Here is a 24,182-nt window from a genome sequence, read left to right on the forward strand (position 1 = left end):
CCGTGGACACATCCGTCGAGCAGATCGTCGAGGCGCTGCGCGAGTCATTGCTCGAGAACGAGCGGCTGCGCCAGCAGAACGCCCAGATCGCCGAGGCGGCGCAGGAACCCGTCGCGATCGTCGCGATGAGCTGCCGCTACCCCGGCGGCGTCAGCACGCCCGAGCAGCTGTGGCAGCTGGTCGACACCGGCACCGACGCCGTGGGCGACTTCCCCGCGAACCGCGGCTGGGACGTCGAGGGCGTCTACGACCCCGACCCCGAGGCCCCCGGCAAGACCCATGTGCGCGAGGGCGGGTTCCTGTACGACGCCCCGCAGTTCGACCCCGGCTTCTTCGGCATCAGCCCGCGCGAGGCCATCGCCATGGACCCGCAGCAGCGGCTGCTGCTGGAGACCGCCTGGGAGGCGTTCGAACGCGCCGGGATCGACCCGCACACCCTCAAGGGAAGCCGCACCGGCATCTACGCCGGCGTCATGTACCACGACTACGGCAGCTGGCTCACCGACGTGCCCGAAGGCGTCGAGGGCTACCTCGGCAACGGCAACCTCGGCAGCGTCGCCTCCGGACGCGTCTCCTACATCCTCGGCCTGGAAGGGCCCGCCGTCACCGTCGACACCGCCTGCTCCTCCTCGCTCGTCGCCCTGCACCTCGCCGTGCAGGCGCTGCGGACCGGCGAGTGCGGCCTGGCTCTCGCGGGCGGCGTGACGGTGATGTCCACGCCCGACACCTTCATCGACTTCTCCCGGCAGCGCGGCCTCGCCGAGGACGGCCGCTGCAAGTCCTTCGCCGAGGGCGCGGACGGCACCGGCTGGGGCGAGGGCGCCGGCCTGCTCCTGCTGGAACGGCTCTCCGACGCCCGGCGCAACGGACACCGCGTGCTGGCCGTGGTGCGCGGCACCGCCGTCAACCAGGACGGCGCCTCCAACGGTCTCACCGCCCCCAACGGCCCCTCCCAGCAGCGCGTCATCCGCGCGGCCCTCGCCAACGCCCGCCTGGAACCCCGTCAGGTGCACGCCGTCGAGGCCCACGGCACCGGCACTCCGCTGGGCGACCCGATCGAGGCGCAGGCGCTGCTGGCCACCTACGGCCAGGACCGCGCCGAGCCGCTGTGGCTGGGCTCGATCAAGTCCAACATCGGCCACACCCAGGCCGCCGCCGGAGTCGCCGGCGTCATCAAGATGGTCATGGCCATGCGCCACGGCCGACTGCCCAGGACCCTCCACGCCGACCGGCCCACCTCCCAGGTCGACTGGGAGGCGGGCGCCGTCGAACTGCTCGACGAAGCCCGCGACTGGCCCACGGCGGACGGCGAGCCCCGCCGCGCGGCCGTGTCCTCCTTCGGCATCAGCGGCACCAACGCCCACGTCATCGTCGAGGCCGCCCCCGAGCCCGAGGCCCGCGCCGAGCAGCCCGCCTGGACCGGCCCGCTCCCACTGGTCCTCTCCGGCAAGGGCGAGCAGGGCCTCGCCGCCCAGGCCCGCCTGCTCCTCGACCACCTCACCACCGGCACCGACCCCGTCCCGGACGTCGCCCACACCCTCGCCACCGGGCGCGCCGCACTGGCCGAGCGGGCCGTCGTCACCGCCGCCGACCTGACCGCCCTCACCGCGGGCCTGACCGCGCTCGCCGACGGCGAGAGCGCGCCGAACGTGGTGCGCGGCAGGCCGGCGGGGGAGTCCCGCATCGCCTTCGTCTTCCCCGGCCAGGGCTCCCAGTGGGCCGGCATGGCCGCCGACCTGCTCGACACCTCACCGGTGTTCGCCGCCACCATGGCCGACTGCGCCGCGGCCCTCGCCCCCGTCACCGACTGGGACCTCATCGAGACCGTGCGGGCGCGGCAGCCGCTGGAACGGGTGGACGTCGTCCAGCCGGTGCTGTGGGCGATCATGGTGTCCCTCGCCGAGGTGTGGCGGGCCCACGGGGTCCGGCCCGCGGCCGTGATCGGCCACTCCCAGGGCGAGATCGCCGCGGCCTGTGTGGCAGGCGCGCTCTCCCTGGCCGACGGAGCCCGCATCGTGGCCCTGCGCAGCCGGGCCATCGCCCGCGAACTCTCCGGCCGCGGCGGCATGATGTCGGTGGCCCTGCCCGAGGCCCGGGTGCGTGAACTCGTCGCCCGCCACGACGGCCGCGTCTCGGTGGCCGCCGTGAACGGCGCCGCCTCCGTGGTGCTGTCCGGCGACGCCGACGCCCTGGACGAACTGCGCGAGACGATCGTGGCCGGCGGCGACCGCGCCAAGCGGCTCCCCGTGGACTACGCCTCGCACTCCGCGCACGTCGAGTCGATCCGGGAACAGCTGCTCGCCGATCTGGCGGGCGTTCAGGCCCGGCCCGCCGAGGTGCCGTTCTACTCCACCGTCACCGGCGCCCGGATCGACACCACCGGCCTGGACGCCGACTACTGGTACACCAACCTGCGGCAGAGCGTGCTGTTCGAGCCGACCACACGCACACTGCTCGACGCCGGGTACGGCGTGTTCGTCGAGTGCAGCCCGCACCCGGTGCTGCTGCACAGCATCGCGGAGACCGCCGACTCCACCGGCGCCGACATCACCGGCCTCGGCTCCCTGCAGCGCGACAACGGCGGCCCCGAGCGCGTCCTGGCCGCCCTCGGCGAAGCCTTCGTCGCCGGCGTGCCCGTCGACTGGTCTGCCGTGTTCGACGGCCTCCCGGTGCGCTCCGCCGACCTGCCCACGTACGCCTTCCAACGCGAGCGGTACTGGCTCGGCCGCTCCGCCGGCACCGGCGACGTCACCGCCGCCGGACTCCAGAGGACCGGCCACCCGCTGCTGGGCGCGGCCGTCCCGGTCGCCGAGGGCGGCACCCTGTTCACCGGCCGCCTCTCCACCGCCACCACCCCCTGGCTGGCCGACCACGCCGTGTCCGGCACCACCCTGCTGCCCGGCACCGCCCTCGTCGAGCTGGCGCTCGGCGCCGGTCACGACCTCGGCTGCGGACACCTCGCCGAACTCACCCTCCAGGCACCGCTGGTGCTGCCCGAGCGAGGCGCCCTCCAGCTGCAGCTGCACGTGACCGCCGCCGACGACACCGGGTACCGGACGCTGACCGTCCACTCCCGCCCCGAGGGCGCCGACGGCACCGCCTGGATCCAGCACGCCGGCGGCCTGCTCGCCCCGCAGACCGCCGCGCCCGCCTTCGACCTCACCGCCTGGCCGCCCCAGGGCGCCGAGCCGGTACCGGTCGACGACGCCTACGCCCGGCTCGCCGGCCTCGGCTACGACTACGGGCCGGCCTTCCAGGGACTGCGCGCGGCCTGGCGGCGCGGCGACGAGACCTTCGCCGAGGTCGAACTGCCCGGCGAGGCCGACGCCTTCGCCCTGCACCCGGCCCTGTTCGACGCCGCCCTGCACGCCGACGGCCTCGGCTCCGACGGCTCCGCCGGCCAGGACGGCGCCCGGCTGCCCTTCGCCTGGACCGGGGTCTCGCTGTACGCGGCCGGGGCCACCGCCCTGCGGGTCCGGCTGCACGGCACGGACACGCTCACCGTCCAGCTCGCCGACCCCACCGGCGCCCCGGTCGCCGAGGTCGAAGCCCTGGTCTCCCGACCGGTCGACCCGGCCGCGCTCACGTCGGCCGCCCCCGCGGACGACCTGTACCGCCTCGACTGGCCGGCGCTGCCCGTGCCCGAGGCCGCCGCGCCCGAGTACGGCGTCCTGGACGGGCAGCGCCCGACCGCGCTGGACACCGTGCCCGCGTGGACGGTGCTGACGGCCGGTGGCGACGACCCGGTCACCGGCGCCCGCCGCGCGACCGAGCACGTGCTCGCCGCCGTACAGGACTGGCTGGCCGACGAACGCACCCGAACGGCACGGCTGCTGGTGCTCACCCAGGGTGCCGTGGCCGTGGGGGAGGAGGACGTCACCGATCTGGCGGGCGCCGCCGTGTGGGGCCTGGTCCGGGCCGCACAGGGCGAGCACCCCGGGCGGTTCGTGCTCGTGGACTCCCGCGACGGCGACGTGCCCGGAGCCGTGGCCGCCGCCGCGGCGAGCGGCGAGCCCCAACTCGCCCTGCGCGACGGCACCGCGCATGTGCCCCGGCTGGCCCGCTCCGGCCCGCAGGGGCAGACGCCGACCCTCGACCCGGACGGCACCGTGCTGATCACCGGCGGCACCGGCGTCCTCGGCGCCCTGGTCGCCCGGCACCTCGTCGCCGAGCACGGAGTGCGCCGACTGGTGCTGGCCGGGCGCAGCGGCACCGCCGCCGACGACTTCGCCGACGTCGACGCGGAGATCGTCGTGGCCCGCTGCGACGCCGCCGACCGCGAGCAACTCGTCCGTCTCCTGGGCGAGATGCCGGCAGCGCACCCGCTGACGGCCGTCGTCCACCTCGCCGGCGTCCTCGACGACGGACTGGTGACCGACCAGACGCCCGAGCGCCTCGACGCCGTCCTGCGCCCGAAGGCCGACGCGGCCTGGCATCTGCACGAGCTGACGCGCGACCTCGGCCTCGCCGCGTTCGTCCTGTTCTCCTCCGCCGCCGGCACGGTCGACGGCGCCGGGCAGTCCGGCTACGCCGCCGCCAACGCCTTCCTCGACGCCCTCGCCGCCCACCGCAGGCACCACGGTCTGCCCGCGCACTCGCTGGCCTGGGGCTTCTGGGAGCAGCGCACGGGCCTGACCGCCCACCTCACCGACGCCGACGTGGAACGCATGGCGCGCGCCGGAGTGCGCCCCATACCCACCGAGGAGGGCCTGCGCCTGCTCGACGCCGCCCTGGCCACCGACGAGCCGCTGCTGCTCCCGGTCGGCCTGGACCTGGCCGTCCTGCGCCGCGCCGACGACGTCCCGGCCGTCCTGCGCGGCCTGGTGCCCGCGCGTGTCCGCCGCACGGCCGCATCCCGCGACGACTCGGCCTCCCTCGCCGACCGGCTGGCCGCGCTCGGCCCCGCCGAACGCGACGCCGCCCTCATGGAGTTGGTCCGCACGCACGTGGCCGCCGTGCTCGGGCACGGCAGCGACATGACCCTCGATCCGCGCCGCTCCTTCCGCGAGTCCGGCTTCGACTCGCTGACTGCCGTGGAACTGCGCAACCGCCTCGGCAACGCCGTCGGCCTGCGCCTGCCCGCCACCCTCGTCTTCGACTACCCCGACGCGGATGCGCTGGTGGGCCACCTGAGGAAGGAACTCGTCGGCGAACAAGCCGAGCCCACGGTCGAGGCCCCCGCACCGGGACCCGGCGAGGACGAGCCGGTCGCCATCGTCGCCATGGCCTGCCGCTACCCCGGCGGCGTCAGCACCCCCGAGGACCTGTGGCGGCTCCTCGCCGACGGCGGCGACGGCATGGGCGCCTTCCCCGCCGACCGCGGCTGGGACCTGGAGGGCCTGTACGACCCCGAGCCGGGCAAGGCCGGTCACTGCAGCACCCGGGAGGGCGGATTCCTTTACGACGCCGCCGACTTCGACCCCGACTTCTTCGGCATCGGCCCGCGCGAGGCCCTCGCCATGGACCCGCAGCAGCGGCTGCTGCTGGAGACGTCCTGGGAGGCGCTGGAGCGGGCCGGCATCGACCCGCACGCCGTGCGCGGCAGCCGTACCGGTGTCTTCGCGGGCATCATGTACCACGACTACGGCAGCCGGTTGCAGCACGTGCCCGAGTCCGTGCGCGACTACCTCGGCAACGGCAGCCTCGGCAGCGTGGCCTCCGGCCGGGTCGCCTACGCCCTCGGTCTGGAAGGCCCGACCCTCACCGTCGACACCGCCTGCTCGTCCTCCCTGGTGGCCCTGCACCTCGCCGCGCAGGCGCTGCGCCAGGGCGAGTGCGGACTGGCGCTCGCCGGCGGTGTGTCGGTGATGTCGACCGTCGACACGTTCGTGGACTTCAGCAGGCAGCGCAACCTCGCCGCCGACGGCCACGCCAAGTCGTTCGCCGACGGCGCGGACGGCACCGCCCTGTCCGAGGGCGCCGGCATGCTCGTCCTGGAGCGGCTGTCGGACGCGCGGGCCAACGGTCATCCGGTACTGGCGATCGTCCGCGGCTCCGCCGTCAACCAGGACGGTGCCTCCAACGGGCTGACGGCGCCGAACGGGCCCTCGCAGCAGCGGGTGATCCGGCAGGCGCTGGCGGCCGCACGCCTGGAGGCCGCCGACGTGGACGCGGTCGAGGCGCACGGCACGGGTACCACGCTGGGCGACCCGATCGAGGCGCAGGCGCTGCTGGCCACCTACGGCCAGGACCGCGCCGAGCCGCTGTGGCTGGGCTCGATCAAGTCCAACATCGGCCACACGCAGGCCGCCGCCGGTGTCGCGGGCGTCATCAAGATGGTGATGGCCATGCACCACGACGTGCTGCCGAGGACCCTCCACGTGGACGCGCCGTCCACGAAGGTCGACTGGGACGCCGGAAGCGTGCGCCTGCTGACCGAGGAGCGGACCTGGCCGGCGACGCACCGCCCGCGCCGCGCCGGTGTGTCGTCCTTCGGCATCAGCGGCACCAACGTGCACACGATCATCGAGGAGGCACCGGCGCAGGAGCCCGTGGCCGACGCGGAAGCGGCACCGGCCCCGCTGCTGCCGCTCGTGCTCTCCGGCGCCACCCCCGAGGCCCTGGCCGCCCAGGCCACCCGGTTGCGCGAGGTGGCCGACCAGCCGCTGCCCGACCTCGCCCGCGCCCTGGCCACGAGCCGCGCCGCCCTCACCCACCGGGGCGCAGTCGTCGCCCGCGACCGGGACGAACTCCTCACCGGACTCACGGCGCTGGCCGACGGCACCGCCACCGACACCGTCGTACGGGGCCGGCCCGCGGCGGGCAGGACCGCCTTCCTCTTCACCGGCCAGGGCGCCCAGCGCCTCGGCATGGGACGCGACCTGTACGCCGCCCACCTGGCCTTCCGGCAGGCGCTGGACGAGGTCTGCCAGGCGCTCGACGCCCACCTCGACCGCCCGCTGCGGCACGTGATGTGGGCCGAGCCCGGCACGGAGGAAGCCGAGCTGCTCGACCACACCCAGTACACGCAGAGCGCGCTGTTCGCCGTGGAAGTGGCCCTCCACCGGCTGCTGGAGTCCCACGGCGTCCGCCCGGACTGGCTGGCCGGCCACTCCATCGGCGAACTGACCGCCGCGCACGTCGCCGGGGTCTGGGACCTCGCGGACGCCGCCCGGCTGGTCGCCGCGCGTGGCCGGCTGATGCAGGGGCTGCCCGCCGGGGGCGCGATGCTCGCCGTCGACGCCACCGAGGACGAGGTGCTCCCGCACCTCACGCCCGAGGTGTCCCTCGCCGCCGTCAACGGCCCCCGCGCCGTCGTCGTCTCCGGCACCGAGGCCGCCGTGCGGGCGGTGGCCGAGGCCTTCTCCGGCCGCCGCACCAAGCGGCTCCGGGTCAGCCACGCCTTCCACTCCCCGCTGATGGACCCGATGCTGGCGGAGTTCGAGAAGACCGCCCGCGAACTGCGGTACGCACCGCCCCGCCTGCCGGTCGTCTCCAACGTGACCGGAGCGCGCGCCGGCGAGGACGAGCTGTGCGACCCCGCGTACTGGGTACGGCACGTGCGCGAGGCGGTCCGCTTCGGCGACGGCGTCCGCACGCTGGAGGCCGACGGAGTACGCACCTTCCTCGAACTCGGCCCCGACGCCGTCCTGTCCGCCATGGGCGCACACGCCGTCGTGGACGCCGAGCAGTCCGCGTTCGTCCCCGCCCTGCGCCGCGACCGCGACGAGCAGCAGACGTTCGCGACCCTGCTCGGCACCGCCCATGTGCGCGGTCCGGGCGTCGACTGGGAGCGGCTCTTCGCCGGCACCGATGCCCGCCGCGCCGACCTGCCGACCTACGCCTTCCAACGGCAGCGGCTGTGGCTGGACGACGAACCCGGCACGGCCACCGACGCCGTCGGGCTGGGCCAGGAACCGGCCGGACATCCGATGCTGGGCGCCGCCCTGGAGCTGGCCGGCGACGACCGGGTGGCCCTGACCGGGCGGCTGTCCCTGGCCACCCATCCGTGGCTCGCCGACCACGCCGTGGCGGGCGTGGTCCTCGTCCCCGGCAGCGCCTTCGTCGAACTGGCCGTCCAGGCCGGTGACCGCACCCACTGCCCGCAGGTGGAGGAACTCACCCTGGAACGGCCCCTGGTCCTGCCCGAGCACGGCGCCGTCCACCTCCAGGTGGCCGCCGCGGCCCCCGACGCCGACGGCCGCCGGCAGCTGACCGTGCACGCCCGCCCGGAGGGCACGGACGGCGAGTGGACCCGGCACGCCACCGGCGTCCTCGCCCCGCGCAGCACACCCGAACCGGCCGCCGAGACCGCCTGGCCACCCGCCGGAGCCGTACCCGTCGACGTCACCGGCACCTACGACCACCTGGCCGAACAGGGCTACCACTACGGCCCGTTGTTCCGCTGCCTGCGCGGCGCGTGGCGGCTCGGCGAGGAGGTCTGCGCCGAACTGGCCCTGCCCGACGCCGACGCGGCCGCCGGCTTCGGACTGCACCCGGCACTGCTCGACTCCACGCTGCACGCCATCGACCTGCTCGACGGCCAGGACCCGACCGTGATGACCCTGCCGTTCTCCTGGGAGGGCGTCACCCTGTATGCCGCCGGCGCCACGGCGGTCCGGCTGCGCCTGACCCCGCACGGCACCGACCACATGACCCTGCGCCTGTACGACGGCGCCGGGGCACCCGTGGCCGAGGTCACCTCGCTGCGCATCCGCCAGGTGACCGCCGAGCAGCTGAACGCCGGCACCCCCGCACCCGGTGACCTGTACCGGCTGCGGTGGACCGAGCTGGCGGTCACCGCCGACGGCGCCGCGCCCGAACCCCGCACCTTCGCCGTGGACCGGGCTTGCGGTGCCGAGCTGCCGGTGCTGGCCCGTGAGACCGCCGTACAGGCCCTCGCCGCACTGCGCGAGCACGTCGCCGACGCCTCGGACGGCCGGCCGCTGGTGGTCCTGACCCGGTCCGCCGTCACCGTCGACGCCGAGGGTGCCCCCGACCCGGCGCAGGCCGTGATCTGGGGCATGGTGCGGGCGGCCGCCGTCGAGCACCCCGGCCGGTTCGTGCTGGTCGACACCGACGACGACCCCGCCTCGGTGGCCGCCCTGCCGGCCGCCGTCGCCGGTGGCGCACCCGAACTCGCCCTGCGGGCGGGCACGGTGCACGTACCGGAACTGGCCAGGACCGGCGAACAGGAGGTGGGCGCGGCGCCCGCCCTGGACCCGGAGGGCACCGTCCTCGTCACCGGCGGCACCGGCAGCCTCGGCCGGCTGCTCGCCCGGCACCTGGTCACCCGGCACGGCGTACGCCGGCTGCTGCTGGCCGGCCGCGGTGGACGTCTGCCCGAGCCCGGCGCCCTGGACGACCTGACCGCCCTGGGCGCGACCGTGACCGTGGCCGCCTGCGACGTCACCGACCGGGCCGCGCTCGGCGCACTGCTCGCGTCCGTGCCGGCCGAGCACCCGCTGACCGCCGTGGTGCACGCCGCGGGTGTCCTGGACGACGGGCTGCTCACCGACCTCACCCCGGAGCGGCTGGAGGCGGTCATGCGGCCCAAGGCCGACGCGGCCTGGCATCTGCACGAGCTGACGCGCGATCTCGACCTCGCCGCGTTCGTCCTGTTCTCCTCCGCCGCCGGCACCCTGGGCGCGGCGGGCCAGGCCAACTACGCCGCCGGGAACGCCTTCCTGGACGCCCTGGCCGCGCTGCGCCGCACCGAGGGACTGCCGGCCCTGTCGCTCGGCTGGGGACTGTGGGACACCGGGGAGGGCATGGCGGCCGGCCTCGGCGAGACCGAGCTGCGCCGACTGGCCCGCGACGGAATCCTGCCGCTGCCCGCCGACCGGGCACTGGCCCTGTTCGACCGGGCACTGACCGCCGCCGGCACCCCGGCCGCCGACCGGGCCCTGCTGCTGCCGGTCCGCGTCCAGGTCACCGACGACGCCCCCGCCCTGGTCCGCGGCCTCGCCCCGACGGCCGTACGACGCACCGCCCGCGCCGCCGTCGAGGCACCGGCGTCCGCCGAGGCGCTGCCGCAGCGACTGGCCCGGCTGAGCGGCGCCGACGCCCTGCGGCTGCTCGTGGAGACGGTGTGCGGGCATGTCGCCGACGTCCTCGGCCACGGCTCCGGCAGCGCCGTCGACCCCGAGCGCTCCCTGGGCGACCTGGGCGTGGACTCGCTGGCGGCGCTGGAACTGCGCAACCGGCTCAGCGCCGACACCGGGCTGCGGCTGTCCACCACGCTCACCTTCGACTACCCGACCTCCGACGCCCTCGCCCGGCATCTCTTCGAGGAACTGGGCGGGGACACCTCCGCGGACCTCGTCGACGTCGAGGCCGAGGTGGTCCGCCTGGAGGCGATGCTCGGCGCCGCGCTGGACTCGTCCGCGTGCGACGAGGAGCAGCGGGCCCGGGTGGCCGCCCGGCTGCGTGCCCTGAGCGCACGCTGGGACGGAACCGGGCAGGCGCAGGACGACGAGGTCGAGCGCGCCGGGGACGGCGGCTTGGAGAAGGCCACGGCCGACGAACTCTTCGACATCCTCGACGGCGAGCTGGGCAGCCTCAGCTGAGGCGTCCGGCGACGGCCGGCAGGGCCCGGGGCACCCGCCAGTGCCCCGGGCCCTCCCGGTTCCAGGAACCCCGAGGCGCCTGCCCCCCCGCGTGCGCCGACCGAGCCACACGGCGAGGGCCCCACCGGTGGCGTGTCACCGGTGGGGCCCATGCCCTGCTGTGGGCGCGCGGCGCCCGGTCGGCTCAGCCCGCGGACGAGTGGGTGCTGGCCCAGCGGTCCGAGAGCTTCGGTATGCGGTGCTCCAGCATCTTCGACGGCAGCTCCGAACGACTGGCCACCTGCAGCTTGCGGTAGACCCGGGTGAGGTGCTGCTCCACCGTGCTGATGGTGACGTGGAGGCGGCCGCTGATCTCGCGGTTGGTGTATCCGAGCGCGGCCAGCCCCGCGACCCGGCACTCCGCGTCGCTCAGGATGGCGGGACCGTCCTCGGACTCGGCGCCCTCGGGCCGCGCCGGGTCCTCCAGCAGGTGCGCGTCGACCGGCGACTCGATACGGCAGGCCTCGGCCTCCTGCGCCGCCTGCCGCGCCACCAGCCTGGCCCGCGCGTACTCGCCCAGTTCGTAGTGCGCGGCGGACAGGTCGGCGTACGCCTGGGCCAGCGCGTACCGGTCCCCGCACGTCTTGAGCAGGTCGATCGACTCGCGCAGCAGCGAGGCCCGCCGGTGCGGCTTGCAGGTCGCGGCCAGCAGGCGCAGCGCCATCGCGCGGGCGCGGGAGCTGTGGCCACCGGGCAGCCGCAGCTGCTCCTCGGCCCACTCCCGGGCCGAACGGGCCTTGCCGATCCGCAGGTTGGCCAGGGCCAGGTCGGACCGCCAGGGGATGCCCTTCTGCAGACTGGGGTTGCCTTCCCGCAGCAGCCGCCCGCAGGTCTCGAAGTCGTTGAGCGCGGCGAAGGGCCGGTCGGTGGCGAGGTAGTGATGCCCGCGGGCACGCAGGTACTGGATGCCGAAGACGGTGCGGAACATCGGCTCGGGCACGTCGTGGCCCAGCAGTTCCTCGGCCTCGGCGTAGGAGCCCATGGCGGTGTGCGCGGCGATCGCCGTCGACAGCGGCAGGCCGATGAGCACCCCCCAGCTCTGGGCACGCAGTATGCCGAGTGCGGCGAGCGCGCCCTGCGACGCGGTGGTCACGTCCCCCTGCAGCAGGGCGATCTCCGCCCGGATGCTGCCGAGCACGGCCTGCCAGGTCGTCGCCCGGTGCTCCACGGCGAACTCCAGCAGGGTGTCGCAGGCCTCGGCGGCGAGGGCCGGCCGGTCCGCGTGGGCGATCGCCAGCAGGGACATCGCGACCAACTCCAGATTGAGATGATCGAGTTGGTGGCCCTGGAGAGCCTGGGCCACGGCCGCCACGGACTCGTCGGTCGCGGCGCCGCCGACCAGCGCCGCCACCCGGGCGGCCAGTCCGTTGGTGGCCGCGTGCACATGGCGGCGGCGCGTGTCCAAGCCGGCGACCGGGGCGCCCTTGCCGGGGAGGGCCACGCCGTAGAACCACTGCCGTACGAATTCCACCTCGCCGACGATCTGGGCGTCGGTGGACGAGTGCGCGTGGACGAGGCTCGCGACGGCCTGGGCGGCCAGTTCGGTGTCGCCCCGCCACAGCATGTAGCGCAGGACGGTGGCGGTGTCCCGCATGCTCAGAGCGCCGTCCAGCGCGGGCTTGCGCAGCGGTTCCAGATGGGGCCCGGCGGCCGCCGGGTTGGTGCGCCACTCCGCGCGTGCCAGAGCGGCGGACAGGGCATGGCGCTCGCGATCGTCGGAGCAGTCGCGCAGGACGAGGCCGAGGTAGGCGGTGCAGCGCTCCACGTCGTCCGCCGCCAGCGCCTGTTCCGCGGCGGCGCGCAGGATTCCCGCACCCCAGCCCTCCGGCACGAGGTCCGCGACGTGGAGGTGACGAGCCACCTCCACGGCGGGTACGCCGGTGCGGTACAGCATGTGGGCGATCCGGCCGTGCAGCGCGGTGCGCGCGACGGGATCCATGTCCTCCAGGACGGCCGCCGCGGCGGTCGGGTGCCGGAAGGCGTAACCGTCCAGCAGCCCGGAGGAGTTGAGGGCGTCCACGGCTTCCTGGGTGCCGGCCGCGGTGGTGCCGGTCAGCTCGCCGACGGTGACGCTCCCCGCCAGGGTGCCGAGCGCGGCCAGCACGCGGGCCACCCGGACATGGCCCGCCTCGCTGCGGCGCAGCAGGGACAGCGCCGCCTGGCGGTAGGCGGCACCGGCGACGGGCCGGCCGATCTCGGGGCCGAAGCGTGTGCTGTCGTCCAACAGGGCGTGCACCAGGAGGGGGTTGCCCGCGGTGGCCCGGTGGTAGGCACTGCGGATGTTGCCCGGCAGGGCGCGTCCGGCCTGGGCGGTGAGCAGTTCGCCGACGCTCACCTCGGACAGCGGCGCCAGCCGTACCCGTCGGTGCGGCTGGCGCAGCAGCTGTGTATGCGCGGGCGAGTGTATGTCGCTGAAGTGCCCTGCGGTGGCGCACACCACGAGCACCCGCCGGGAGCGACTGCGGCGCAGCAGGCGGACGATGGTGTGGAAGGAGGCCCGATCCATCGCGTGGGCGTCGTCCACGGCGATGACGAGCGGACGTTCGTCACCGGCCAGACGCAGGAGGGCCTCGGCCGTCTCGTCTCCGGCGGGCCCGTGACCGCCGCGGGCCTCCGAGCCCCGAGAACGGTGGTTTTCCGCCTGCGAGTTCAATGCGGGCGGGGCGTGGTGTGACACCGGGCACTCCGCCTCGACGGTGCTCAGTAATTGTCCGACGAGGCTCATCGGACGATCCTGCTCCGTCGAACATGTCGTACCGGTCAGTATGCGCGCATCGGTGCTGCTCAGAGTGGCGAGAAATTCATGCACCAGCTGAGTCTTGCCCGATCCGGGACCGCCCGTGATGATCACGAGACGCCCGTGCCCCCGCGCGCTGTCGGTGAACGATTCGGTCAGGACCTGCAGTTCCCTCGAACGGCCGAAAAGTTGCATCGCGAGTCCCCCCTAGATTGTTTTTCCGAGTGAAGTCATGCCCTGCTTCCCGCGGCACGAGGCGGTGGCGCGCGACGGTCCGTGGAAAGTTTGTAAGGGCGACGGCACGGCCGCAAAGGCGGCGCGCCCGACTTTTCCCGGGCCTGGCGAACGGCTCCTGACGGGATGTGAAACAGAGATGGAACCGGCTGGTCAGGCCTGCTGTCCGAGCGTGGCCCGGGCGAGGGTGTGTCACCGCACCGCCATGCCGGCGTCCCGAACGCCTTCCGCCTGTCTGCCGGTGTATCCAACTGCACCGCGAAAGACGCGTCGCATCCTGTCGCCCCTGTTTTGTCGCGTACCTGCCGAGGGAGTTCCGCTGCTCGTCGCAATGCCCTGCCGATGCTCGCTGTCGATGCAACCGCAGGTGGTCCGAATTCCCCGGACCGAATGTTTTCGGTCAATTTCTGGCTGACTTTGTTTTGGCTGTCCGGCGCTTTGTTGGTCGAGTGCCAAATCAAGTTAGGGGCCCATAGCAGAAAGAAACGCTATCTGTCTAGGCCAACGTTGTCAACTGCCATCTTCTGCTACCACTTGCCTACTCTTCGCATGGTCCGGCGGGACGTCCTTTTACGGTCCTTTGATTTACCGGACGGTTAAGGAAAGGAACCGGGCACGGAGAATCGTGACTTCGGTCACGGGCAAGCGCTTCCGCTGCCCGTTCGGGCAACGTGGCTGTCCGGCTCGTCCCGCCACCGGTCGATCTCCATGACGAACAAGCGGACCAGCCTACGGCCGTCCAGGGCGTCCTGACGGCCCTTCAGCCAGCGGTCGAAGAAGGCGAGATGCGGTTCGGTCGGCGACGCGGCGTCCAAGCCGGCCAGGGCGCCGAAGTCCCGGTCGGGGAAGTGGCCGAGGAACCCGCTGGGATCGTGGCTCCACGGCCAGATGATCAGATGCCGGCCCGCGCGTGCCTCCGCCGAGCCGGCCCGTGCCTTCATCTCGCCGTAGGCGCACAGCGTCTGACCGATGAACAGGTCGTACCAGCCGCCGATGCGCAGCGCCGACGCCACCGCGGGCGCGATCGCCTTCAGTTCGGGAACCTCCGATGCCGCGGTCAGCCACCGCACCATGCGAGCGCAGGGGCACACGGACAGTGTCGCGTCGGCTCTGTGTTCGGGACCCGTCCCGCGGTGTGGCCGTAGAAACGCCGTGGAACGCAAAGACCGTGAGCGGTCCGCGCGGTGCGTGCGGGCGCGGGATGCGTGGTGAGGGGCGGAGCGATGAGGATCGATGCGTCTCGGAGCGTCGTGGCCGTAGTGGCATCGGGCATGACGGTGGCTCTCGCGGCCTGTGGGGCCGGGGCAGGGGGCGCTGTCTCGGCGGACGGGGCCAAGTCACCGCCGTCGTCCGCTGCTTCGTCGCCCGCCGTGGCATCCGATGCCGGGCGAGCCGCCGACGGCACCGAGGTCCGTGCCTGTCTCGACGGGCGCTGCCAGATCCTCGTGACGAAGGAACCGACGCGCATCCCGGTCGAGGGCCGGTTCGGCGTGGGTTCGCTGGAGGTCACGAGTGTCACGGCCCACTCGGTCGTCGTGCAGGCCTCGGGCAGCGGCGTGTTCCTGTCGACGTCGGTGAGCGAGGGTGGCACCGGCAGCCTGAACGGGCTGAGCTTCCGGGCGACAGAAGTCCGCGACGGGCACGCCGTACTCGACTTCTTCCCGAAGAAGTAGCCGGTTCGAGGGAGCGCGGCCGGTACCGGGGAGAGCGGGCGGCTCAGGAAGGGCGAGCCGGTCTGCGGCCCGCCCCTCGCCCGCATCTGGCGTTCATCGCCCGGCGTTCATTCGTGCAGGCCCTTGCGACGCCTCTGCGCGGGGGCGGGCCGATCGTCCCGTCCCGCCAGCCGACGGCCGACTACGGCGCCCACGACCGCGCCCACGACCACGAACCCCATGGCTGCCAGCGGCAGTGCGTCCGCCCCGGTGTCGTCGACAACCCCCGTGAGCACCAGGAGGAGGAACAACACGAGTCCGACCACCATCACACAGGCCCCGACCGCCACCCCGGCCACGATCCCGCGCTGCCGGTTCATGCGGCGCCGCGTCCTGGCGACCTTCTCGGCGACCTCCGGCCGCGCCACCCACGGCCAGCCCGCCCATGCAACCCGCTGGAGCCCGGTACTCCGGGAAGTGCACGCCCTCGTCCATGGCCATCGTTCCTCGCCCGCCCCGCATCGCCTGTTCAGGCGCCGGTCCGGACCGGCCGGAGCAGGCGTCACGGTAGGACCGGCCGCACGGGACCGGTCCCGATGTGCCGCCGCGCGCACCGGGGCACACGTCGCGGCGTCCTGCAAGCGGGGAAGCAGCGGCGGAATCACCGGCAGAGGCAGAGGCAGAGGCAGAGGCAGCGGAGTCGGCTAGGGCGGTGTCGGAGGAGAGTGCGGGGTCAGGCCGCTACTCCCGCCATGCTCCGTCGCGCATGACGACCCTGCCCCGCAGTTCCGGCTCTCCGCGCCAGGCGCGCACCGTCCGCGGCACCACACGGATGTACAGGAAGGCACCCTCCTCCGCGCGCGGGTCCCACCCGAACTTGCCGCAGAAGGCTTCCGCCGCTTCGCCGGGCACCTCGTCGTCCGGGAAGCACTCCGCCTCACCGTGGAGCAGCACCACATCGGCGGTGTCCGGCAGCCCCAGGTGCACGCGCGGCTCCGCGCGGACGTTCCGTGCGGTCGCGGAGCCGGCACCGGTGCACATCCACACCGCTCGCCCGTCCCACAAGAACCACAGGGGCACCTGATGCGGCCCATGATCAGGGTGAGCTGTCGCCACCCATATGTCCCTCTCGGCAACAAGCCGCTCCAGCGTGTCGCGCCTGCGTTCCCCCGCCGTACGACGGTCCATCCCGGTGTTCTCCATGAGCGCCGACGCTAGCCAGCATGATCGAAGTGCGCATGAGGCGTGAGACCTACGTCCACGGACCCATGCACCCCTCGGCCCGTGGCACCGGGGGCGGCGGAGTCACCCGAGCGGCCTACACCCTCGTCGGCTCGACGTGCCGTTTACCCCCATTCGGCTCAAGCTGGTAGCGGACCGATTGCCGTTGCCGTTCCCGTGGTCACTGTTGTGCCGGGAGGCATCATGGTTGTGCTAGCCCTGCTCGTGCCGGTGATGCTGTTGCTCCTCTTGTTCGCCCTGGACTTGTACGAGGATCTCCTGTTCCCCCCGTCCCCGGCACCCCGGACGGAGCCGGACGCCCCCGACGCGAACGACCCAGGCACTTGATCGTCCGATACGTCGCCTCACCCTCCATGGGCTGACGACTGCGCAGGAGCGCTCGGCTGTTACAAGACGGCGACACAACGCCGATGAACGGCCGGCTACGTCGTGACGTCACTTCTAGTGACTACGCCAATCATCACGTAGTGCGCTTTCAGCGTAAGACTCTGATCTCCCATGGAAAGGGACAAACCTGTGATGGTCTCGAAGCGACGCTCCCTGCGCATCGCCGTCGTCGGCGCTCTCGGCACTGCCTCCATCGCCCTCGCCGGCACCGCGATGGCCGCCACGCCCGCCGCGCACACCGGGTCTCCCGTCGCCGTCGTCCAGAAGGCTCCGGCCGCCAAGGCCACCATCACCGCCGTACCGTCGGTGTCCTCCGTCCGCGCCTGGGAGCAGTTCCGGGTCACGGGCAAGACGACCGGCATCAAGGCGGGGACCAAGGTGACACTGCAGCAGAAGCAGCACGGCACGTGGGTCAGCCTGCCCGCGTCCACGCCCGTCCAGCACAACGGCTCCTACTCGCTGCGCGTGAAGCTCGGCCTGAAGGGCAAGAACGACCTGCGCATCGTCAACGGCAAGACGGCCTCACCGGTCTTCAACGTGACGGTCCGCTGAACCTCGCCGACGCAACGGTCCGGTCCCCCGGTACGGAGGGGGACCGGCACCTGGAAGGACGGGCGCAACGGCGACGCGTGGGGCGTCCCGTGCGCGCAGGTCGCCCCCGTCGGTGAAACTCGCGTGCACCACCAGTCCGGCCGGCGGTACTGTCGCAGCGTGCAGGTGCGCAGGCTGCGGCTACTTCTCCTGTAAAGAGCGTGACACGGGTTCGAATCCCGTCGCCGGTGCGATGCCGGTGTCGTCCAGCGGCCCAGGACACGTACGTCGCCGTCGCCGACCTCGATCTCTGCACACGTACGACACGGACCGCCCGCCACGTGGGAGTTGAGGCGGGCGGTTTCGTCGTTCCGGCGGCCCGTCGTCCGGGGCGCGAAGATTCCCGCCGTGCTGCGGGGGGAGAACCGCCGTCTACAGCGAGGCGAGGTTGTCGGCCAGGTCGGTCAGGCCGAGGGAGCCCTGGGTGAGTGCGTTCATGTGCCAGGCGCGCAGATCGAAGCCCGTGCCGAGGCGGCGCCGGGCGGCCTCTCGGCCCTGCAGCCAGGCGCGCTCGCCGAGCTTGTAGCCGATGGCCTGGCCGGGCCAGCCCAGGTAGCGGTCGATCTCACTGGTGCGGCGGGCGGTGTCGCTGCCGTGGTGGGCGGCCATGAACGCGGTGGCGAGGTCCGGGGTCCAGCGTTCGCCGGGGTGGAAGCCGGAGTCGGCGGGAACGGCGAGTTCCAGGTGCATGCCGATGTCGATGATCACGCGGATGATCCGAAGCATCTGTTTGTCCAGATAGCCCAGGCGGCGGGCCGGATCGGTGAGGAAGCCCAGCTCGTCCATCAGGCGCTCGGCGTACAGGGCCCAGCCCTCCTTGTCGGCGACGACCGCGCCGAGCGTGATCTGGTAGCGGCTGAGTCGGTCTGCGGCGGCGGTCCACAGAGCGGTCTGCAGATGGTGGCCGGGGACTCCCTCGTGGTACCAGGTGCTGACCATCTCCCAGGTGGGGAAGGCCTGTTGACCCAGTGTGGGCAGATAGGTGCGCCCGGGGCGGCTGAAGTCGAGGCTGGGGCCGTTGTAGTAGGGAGCGCCTGAGCTGCCCGGGGGTGCGATCCGCGTCTCGACCCGGCGCACCGGTCCGGAGATGTCGAAGTGCGTACCGTCGAGGGCGTCGATCGCCTCGTCCATGATCTGCTGGAGCCAGGCTCGGATGTTCTCCTCACCCGTGATGGCGTGCCCGTGCCGGTTCAGATGGTCCATGGTCTCCCGGACGGTCGCGCCCGGAAGGATCCGGTCGGCCTCCGCCCGCATCTCGGCGGCCGTCCGATGGAACTCCTCCCAGGCCCAGCCGCAGGCCTCGGCCGGATCCAGAGGCGCGCCGATCGCCGAGCGTGCCGAGCGCAGATAGCGTTCGCGGCCGACGGCGTCCGGCGTGCCCTGCGCGGCGGGCAGGTAGGTACCGCGCAGCCAATCGGTGAAGTCGGCCACCGCGGCCGTCGCCCGGTCCGCGGCGGTGTCCAGCTCGGGCCGGAGCCGATCCGGGCCGTCCGCGACGAATGTCGCGAACCAGCCGGCGCCGCCCATGTCCTGGCCGGTCCAGGCGGAGAGCTGGCCGATGACGGCCCGAGCCTGGCGGGGTGCGCACAGCAGTCCGCGGGCGATGCCCTCGCTCAGGGTGGCGCGGTAGCGGTCGAGCGCACCGGGCACGTTGCGCAGCCGCCCGGCGACGGCCGCCCAGTGTTCGTCGGTGTCGGTGGGCATCAGCGTGAAGATGCCGCGCACCGTGTGCAGGGGCGAGTTGACATTGCGCAGCTCACGGAAGTGGTCACCCGCCTCGTACAGGCCGAGCTGCGCGGTCAGCCTCTCCCGCAGCAGCCGGGCGCAGTTGCGCTCGGCGCCTTCCCACACCTCACCGTCCTTCTCGGCGTCGCGCTCGACGCGTTCGAGCCTGGACAGCGTGCGGCGGGCCACTTCGGCGAGCGCTTCGAAGCCCTGCGGAGACAGGTCGGGCTGCCGGTCGTCCTCAGGGTGCAGGCCGAGTCGGGTGGACGTCATGGGGTCGAGGGCGGCGACCTGCGCGACGTGGTCGTCGGCGATCCGGCGGGGCGTGCTCGGCGTCTCGGGCATGTTCCTCATGCTGGCGGACGGTCGTCGACGGTGTCAGCAGCGCCTTTGACGAGGTCTCCCGAATTCGGCCGGAGGAGCCTCTCTCGCGTTGTGCGGGTCCGGGCGCGGGCGCGGTCAGGGGACGCGGGCCACTCCCGCGTATATACCGCTTCCTTCCGGTGCGGCGGCCGGTGAGGAGGCGACCCACTCCGTCGCCGTCACCAGGCCGGGCGGGACCAGGTCCAGGCCGCCGAAGAACCGGGCCACCTCCGACCGGGTCCGGAAACCGAGCTGGATACCGCCCTTGGCGTATTCGGCGGTGACCTGTGCGGCGAGTTCCGGATACAGATCCGACGCGGCGTGCGACAGGACCAGATAGCTGCCCGGCGGTAGCGTGGCGACCAGATCGCGGACGATGCCGTGCGCGTCCTGCTCGTCGGCGATGAAATGCATCAGCGCTATCAGAGACAGGGCGATCGGGCGGGTGAAGTCCAGGACCTCCCTGGCATGTCGGACGATGGCGTCCGGCTGCCGTACATCGGCCTGGATGTAGTCGGTCACTCCCTCGGGCACGCTGACCAGCAGCGCCTCGGCGTGCCGCAGGACGATCGGGTCGTTGTCGGCGTACACGATCTTCGCCGTCGGCAGGATGCCCTGCACGATCTGATGGAGATTGGGCTCGGTCGGAATTCCCGTACCGACGTCCAGGAACTGGTCGATGCCCTGCTGGGCGAGCCAGGCGGCGGCCCGGTGCATGAACTGGCGGTTCTGGTGGGCTGCTTGCTTCGCCTCGGGCGGCAGCTGCTCTCCCACCGCCTCATCGACCGGGTAGTTGTCCTTGCCGCCGAGGAGCCAGTCGTAGACCCGTGCGGGATGTGCCCTGCTGGTGTCTATCGGCAGGGGCGACTGCGAGGCGGTCGTCATGGCAACTCCGTGGCGCCGGCGAATGGATCAGACCAGTACGCGATCACCCTACTCTGCCCGTCGTACGGACGGACTCGCGGGCGGGTGCGTCTCTCCGTATCCGGCAAGGGAGTTCGGCCCCCGACCGGGGTCGCGTGTTCGCGGCGCGAAGGTCTGCGCATTCCTGCGAGGGGGCTTGACGACGGTATTGGTCTAGGCCTTAATGACACCAGCCTGTTCATGTGAGCAGAGGGTGTTCAAGTTGATGAACACCTGGTCGTGTCATGCCTCTACCCCCACCGGCGCGCATCGCGCGCTGCACCTGGAGGACACATGCGTCGAATCAGCCGGTACATGCTGGGCGTTGCCGTCACGGTCGGCACTGCGATCACCCCCGTACTCGCTCCAGCGGCATCCGCCGCCCCGACGGCGGCCAACCCCGGCCCCGGCTTTCCCGCCCGCTACTCCGCGCCCTACGCGGAGACCTGGAACTCCCCCTCGGTCCTCGCCGATGCGCGCGGCAAGGGAGGGCAGAAGTACTTCACGCTCGCCTTCGTCATCGCCGGGAACGGCTGCAACGCGACCTTCAACGGGGACACCTCGATCACCGACGCCTCGTGGATCTCCGCGATCAACTCGCTCCGTGCGGCGGGCGGTGACGTCATCGCCTCCTTCGGCGGCGCCTCCGGAACGGAGCTGGGCGCGGCCTGCACCTCGGTGTCCTCGCTCAAGGCCCAGTACAAGCGGGTGATCGACGGTCTCAACCTCACCCGCGTCGACCTCGACATCGAGGGCTCGACGCTCGACAACACCGCCGCCAACGACCGCCGTAACAAAGCCCTGGCGCAGTTGCAGAGTGAGTACGCGTCAGCCGGACGCCGTCTGGACGTCCAGTACACCCTGCCGGTCAACCCCACCGGCCTGGAGCAGAACTCGATCAGTCTGCTCGGCAATGCCAAGAGCAACGGGCTGAACGTGAACCTCGTCAACATCATGACGATGGACTACGGGCCGGCGACGGACATGGGCAAGGCCGCCACCGATGCGGCGACGGCCCTGCACACGCAGCTCGGTCGGATCTGGACGACCAGGAGTTCGGCGCAGCTGTGGGCCATGGAAGGGAACACCCCGATGATCGGGGTGAACGACACCAAGGCCGAGGTGTTCACCACCGCCAACGCGACCACACTGGCCAACTTCGCGGCGTCCAAGGGCATTCAGGAGCTGTCCTTCTGGTCCCTGGGCCGGGACAAGGCCTGTAAGACGAACGGCCAGCTCTCCGACACCTGCAGCGGAACCCCGCAGAGCGCCTACCAGTTCACCCGGACGCTGCGGTGACCCACCGCGGTCGGTGAGGGATCGAGAGTGGTCCCGACTCAGGGGATCCGGAGCGGTCCCGGAGAGGGGATCGACGAGAGATCCGGTGCCGGCGCCCGGTCCCTCGATGCCCGGCCGGCATCGCGGACCGGGCGTCCGCCGTGCCGGCCGAACGATGCCTGACCGCATCCCGGACCGGGCACTCGCCGTGCCGGGCGATCGATCTCCCGTCACACGTCCTCGACGGCGGCGGACGCGGCGCCGTTGTAACGGGCGAGCAGCGTGCGCAGAGCCCTGACCTCGTCCGGGGACCAGCCTTCGGTGCGCATGTCGACCTCGCGCCGCATCCGGGCGTCGGCGAGAGCGAGGAGTTCACGGCCGCGGTCGCTGGGGTGCAGCAGCTGGGCGCGGGGATTGCCCGGGTCGGGCTCGCGCACCACCAGACCGGCCTGTCGCAGGGCGGTGACCTGTCGGCTGATCGTGGACTTGTTGAGGTTGTAGAGGCCCACCAGGTCGCCCGCGCGGGCCCCGTTCCGTTCGGCCATCTCGGTCAGCAGCGAGTAGTCGACGAAGCTCAGGTCGGGGTGGAGCCGATCGGCGTTGGACCTGAAGCGCCTCGAGAGGGTCACCAGCTCGCGTACGAGCCCCGGGAGCTGTCTGTCGTCGTCGGTCACGTAGGTGTCCGTTCCCTTCCTCGAAGTCCGCGCCCTTGCATGATCACATGCCTGCCATGAGGCTGTGAGTTGCATTTTGCAACATCTGTCGCCCGGATCTACAGTGGGTGTGTTGCCTTTTACAACTGAATGACCTCGCGCTGGGCCGCGCCCTGATCCAGCCCTCCGCACCCCGCACTTCGCACCCCGCGCCCCGCACTCCGCAAAGGCCCCCCGTCTCATGAGCGCTGACGAACTCACCGACCGCATCCGGAAGGCCGTCGCCCATCCGGTCACCCACGACGACGGCTTCGACATCCACGAAGCCCTGCGTGAAGTCCTCGCCTCGGCCGGACTGCGTCCCGCGGACAGCGGCGGAAAGATCACCTTCATCGGCAGTGACCCCATCGTCCCGAGCATCATGCGCCTCGGCGCCGTCCCCGCCCTCGGCATGACCGCCAAGTCCGTCGCCCTGGCCGCGCTCTGGCGGCACCGCGGCGGCGAGGGCCAGGAAATCACGATGGACCTGCGCAAGGCCCCGCACCGGCTGTGCCCCTTCTACGACAAGAAGTGGGAACTGCTGGGCGGCTACCCGGGCGGTACGCCCGCGGACCCGGCCAACCCCCTCGGCTTCGACTTCTACCAGGCACGCGACGGCCGCTGGGTCATGCCGCTCAACCCCTACCCGAAGATCAAGAACGGTGTCTACAAGCTGCTGCGGACCTGGCCCGAGAAGCAGGCCGTCGCGGACGCCGTCGCGCGGTGGAACGCCGCCGACCTGGAGCAGGCCGGCGACGAGGTCGGCGTGGTCATGCCGATGCTGCGCACCACCGAGGAGTTCCTGCGGGAACCGGCCTACACGTACATCGCCCGGGAACCGCTCATCAGGATCGAGAAGATCGGCGACAGCGCGCCCGAACCCCTCTCCAGCGCCGTCGCCCAGCCACTGTCGGGCGTACGCGCCCTGGGCATGGGCCACATCATCGCCGGTGCCGGAGTCGGCCGCGACCTCGCCCAGCACGGCGCCGACGTGCTGAACATCTGGCGGCCGGGCGAGCTGGAGCACGACTCCACGTACAACACGGCCAACGTCGGTGTCCGCTCCACCACCATCGACCCCTACGGCTCCGAGGGCCGCGCGAGGATCCGCGCACTGCTGCGCGACGCCGACATCTTCTACGCCAACCGCCGCCCCGGCTACCTGGAGAAGATCGGCCTGAGCGCCGAGGAGGCCGCGGTCGTCCGCCCCGGCATCATCCACCTCAGCATCTCGCTGGCCGGCGACAGCGGCCCCTGGACCCACCGCGTCGGCTTCGACCAGACCGCCGGCGCGCTCAGCGGCATCATGCTGATGGAGGGCGCGGACGGCGTCTCGGCCCGGCCGACCAGCACGCCCGCCCTGCCGTACATCAGCGTCGTCAACGACTACGTCCTGTCCTGGCTGGCCACCACCGGCGTGCTCGCGGCACTGATGCGCCGCGCCACCGACGGCGGCAGCTACCGGGTCACCCTCAACCTGACCCGCATCGCCACCTGGATCCTCAGCCTCGGCGTCTTCGACCGCGACTACGCCCACGAGGTCGCCCTCGACCCCGACCCCGACTCCCCGCACGCCTACCTCGACCCCGACACCTTCACCGCCGAGACCCCCTGCGGTCACTACCAGGGCGTCACCGACCAGGTCATCATGTCCAGGACCCCCGGCCGCTTCCGTGACGTCCTCCTCCCGCGCGGCGCCGGCGCCCCCGTCTGGCTGCCCCGGTACGGCTGACGCCCCTGACCCCCGCACGCCGACGGTGCGGAGCGTGGCGGCGGGCGCCGGCCGACCCGGCGATGCGGGCGGCCGACGCCGTGGGGGTGAGGCGAGGGG

Annotated in this window: 13 protein-coding genes and 1 tRNA gene; 7 read left to right on the forward strand and 7 right to left on the reverse strand. The window is 72.7% G+C overall.

The genetic code is table 11. The features are described 5' to 3' along the window. Positions 1–2: 2 nt before the first annotated feature. Positions 3–10,508: a type I polyketide synthase gene (locus tag AQI95_RS04940; protein WP_067117897.1), complete on the forward strand. Its 10,506-nt coding sequence runs from the start codon at positions 3–5 to the stop codon at positions 10,506–10,508. A gap of 184 nt (positions 10,509–10,692) precedes the next feature. Here AQI95_RS04940 and AQI95_RS04945 read toward each other — a convergent pair whose 3' ends face one another. Both AQI95_RS04945 and AQI95_RS04950 read right to left on the reverse strand, forming a co-directional pair. Further along, positions 10,693–13,479 (reverse strand): AAA family ATPase, encoded by a 2,787-nt coding sequence (locus AQI95_RS04945; RefSeq protein ID WP_079071053.1) that lies wholly within the window; start codon positions 13,477–13,479, stop codon positions 10,693–10,695. Positions 13,480–14,153: 674 nt separating this feature from the next. Beyond that, the gene (locus tag AQI95_RS04950) at positions 14,154–14,591 is read right to left on the reverse strand and encodes a hydrolase CocE/NonD family protein (protein ID WP_067117900.1); all 438 of its coding nucleotides are present in this window, start codon (positions 14,589–14,591) and stop codon (positions 14,154–14,156) included. A gap of 297 nt (positions 14,592–14,888) precedes the next feature. Here AQI95_RS04950 and AQI95_RS04955 point away from each other — a divergent pair, with 297 nt between their 5' ends. Next, positions 14,889–15,191 carry a hypothetical protein gene (locus tag AQI95_RS04955; protein WP_067117903.1) on the forward strand — a complete coding sequence of 101 codons (303 nt, stop codon included), beginning with the start codon at positions 14,889–14,891 and terminating at the stop codon, positions 15,189–15,191. A gap of 107 nt (positions 15,192–15,298) precedes the next feature. On the opposite strand, the gene AQI95_RS04960 is transcribed toward AQI95_RS04955, so the two are convergent. Next, positions 15,299–15,550, reverse strand: coding sequence for a hypothetical protein (locus AQI95_RS04960; RefSeq protein ID WP_067117906.1), 252 nt, complete (start codon positions 15,548–15,550; stop codon positions 15,299–15,301). A gap of 361 nt (positions 15,551–15,911) precedes the next feature. Continuing rightward, positions 15,912–16,373, reverse strand: coding sequence for a pyridoxamine 5'-phosphate oxidase family protein (locus AQI95_RS04965; protein WP_067117909.1), 462 nt, complete (start codon positions 16,371–16,373; stop codon positions 15,912–15,914). Between the two features lie 222 nt (positions 16,374–16,595). Here AQI95_RS04965 and AQI95_RS47885 point away from each other — a divergent pair, with 222 nt between their 5' ends. The 3 genes from AQI95_RS47885 (at position 16,596) to AQI95_RS47150 (ending at position 17,581) form a co-directional block, all read left to right on the forward strand. After that, positions 16,596–16,739 (forward strand): hypothetical protein, encoded by a 144-nt coding sequence (locus AQI95_RS47885; RefSeq protein WP_167361924.1) that lies wholly within the window; start codon positions 16,596–16,598, stop codon positions 16,737–16,739. 192 nt (positions 16,740–16,931) lie between these two features. Further along, positions 16,932–17,351, forward strand: coding sequence for a hypothetical protein (locus tag AQI95_RS04970; protein ID WP_067117912.1), 420 nt, complete (start codon positions 16,932–16,934; stop codon positions 17,349–17,351). Positions 17,352–17,490: 139 nt separating this feature from the next. After that, positions 17,491–17,581 (forward strand) — tRNA-Tyr (locus AQI95_RS47150). A gap of 181 nt (positions 17,582–17,762) precedes the next feature. Here AQI95_RS47150 and AQI95_RS04975 read toward each other — a convergent pair. After that, a complete protein-coding gene (locus AQI95_RS04975) occupies positions 17,763–19,460 on the reverse strand; it encodes a DUF885 domain-containing protein (protein ID WP_067117915.1) in 1,698 nt (565 codons plus the stop codon). Between the two features lie 114 nt (positions 19,461–19,574). Then, positions 19,575–20,363 (reverse strand): SAM-dependent methyltransferase, encoded by a 789-nt coding sequence (locus AQI95_RS04980; RefSeq protein WP_067117918.1) that lies wholly within the window; start codon positions 20,361–20,363, stop codon positions 19,575–19,577. Positions 20,364–20,675: 312 nt separating this feature from the next. On the opposite strand from AQI95_RS04980, the gene AQI95_RS04985 reads away from it, so the two are divergent. Next, the gene (locus AQI95_RS04985) at positions 20,676–21,680 is read left to right on the forward strand and encodes a chitinase (protein WP_067117921.1); all 1,005 of its coding nucleotides are present in this window, start codon (positions 20,676–20,678) and stop codon (positions 21,678–21,680) included. Between the two features lie 209 nt (positions 21,681–21,889). Here AQI95_RS04985 and AQI95_RS47155 read toward each other — a convergent pair whose 3' ends face one another. Further along, complete coding sequence (locus AQI95_RS47155) at positions 21,890–22,333, reverse strand: MarR family winged helix-turn-helix transcriptional regulator (protein ID WP_067117924.1); 444 nt, start codon at positions 22,331–22,333, stop codon at positions 21,890–21,892. Positions 22,334–22,553: 220 nt separating this feature from the next. Between AQI95_RS47155 and AQI95_RS04995 the strand changes: the two genes are divergently transcribed. Further along, positions 22,554–24,083 (forward strand): CoA transferase, encoded by a 1,530-nt coding sequence (locus AQI95_RS04995; RefSeq protein WP_067117927.1) that lies wholly within the window; start codon positions 22,554–22,556, stop codon positions 24,081–24,083. The last annotated feature ends 99 nt before the right edge of the window (positions 24,084–24,182 follow it).

It is taken from the genome of Streptomyces yokosukanensis, from assembly GCF_001514035.1.
GTDB classification, from domain to species: domain Bacteria; phylum Actinomycetota; class Actinomycetes; order Streptomycetales; family Streptomycetaceae; genus Streptomyces; species Streptomyces yokosukanensis.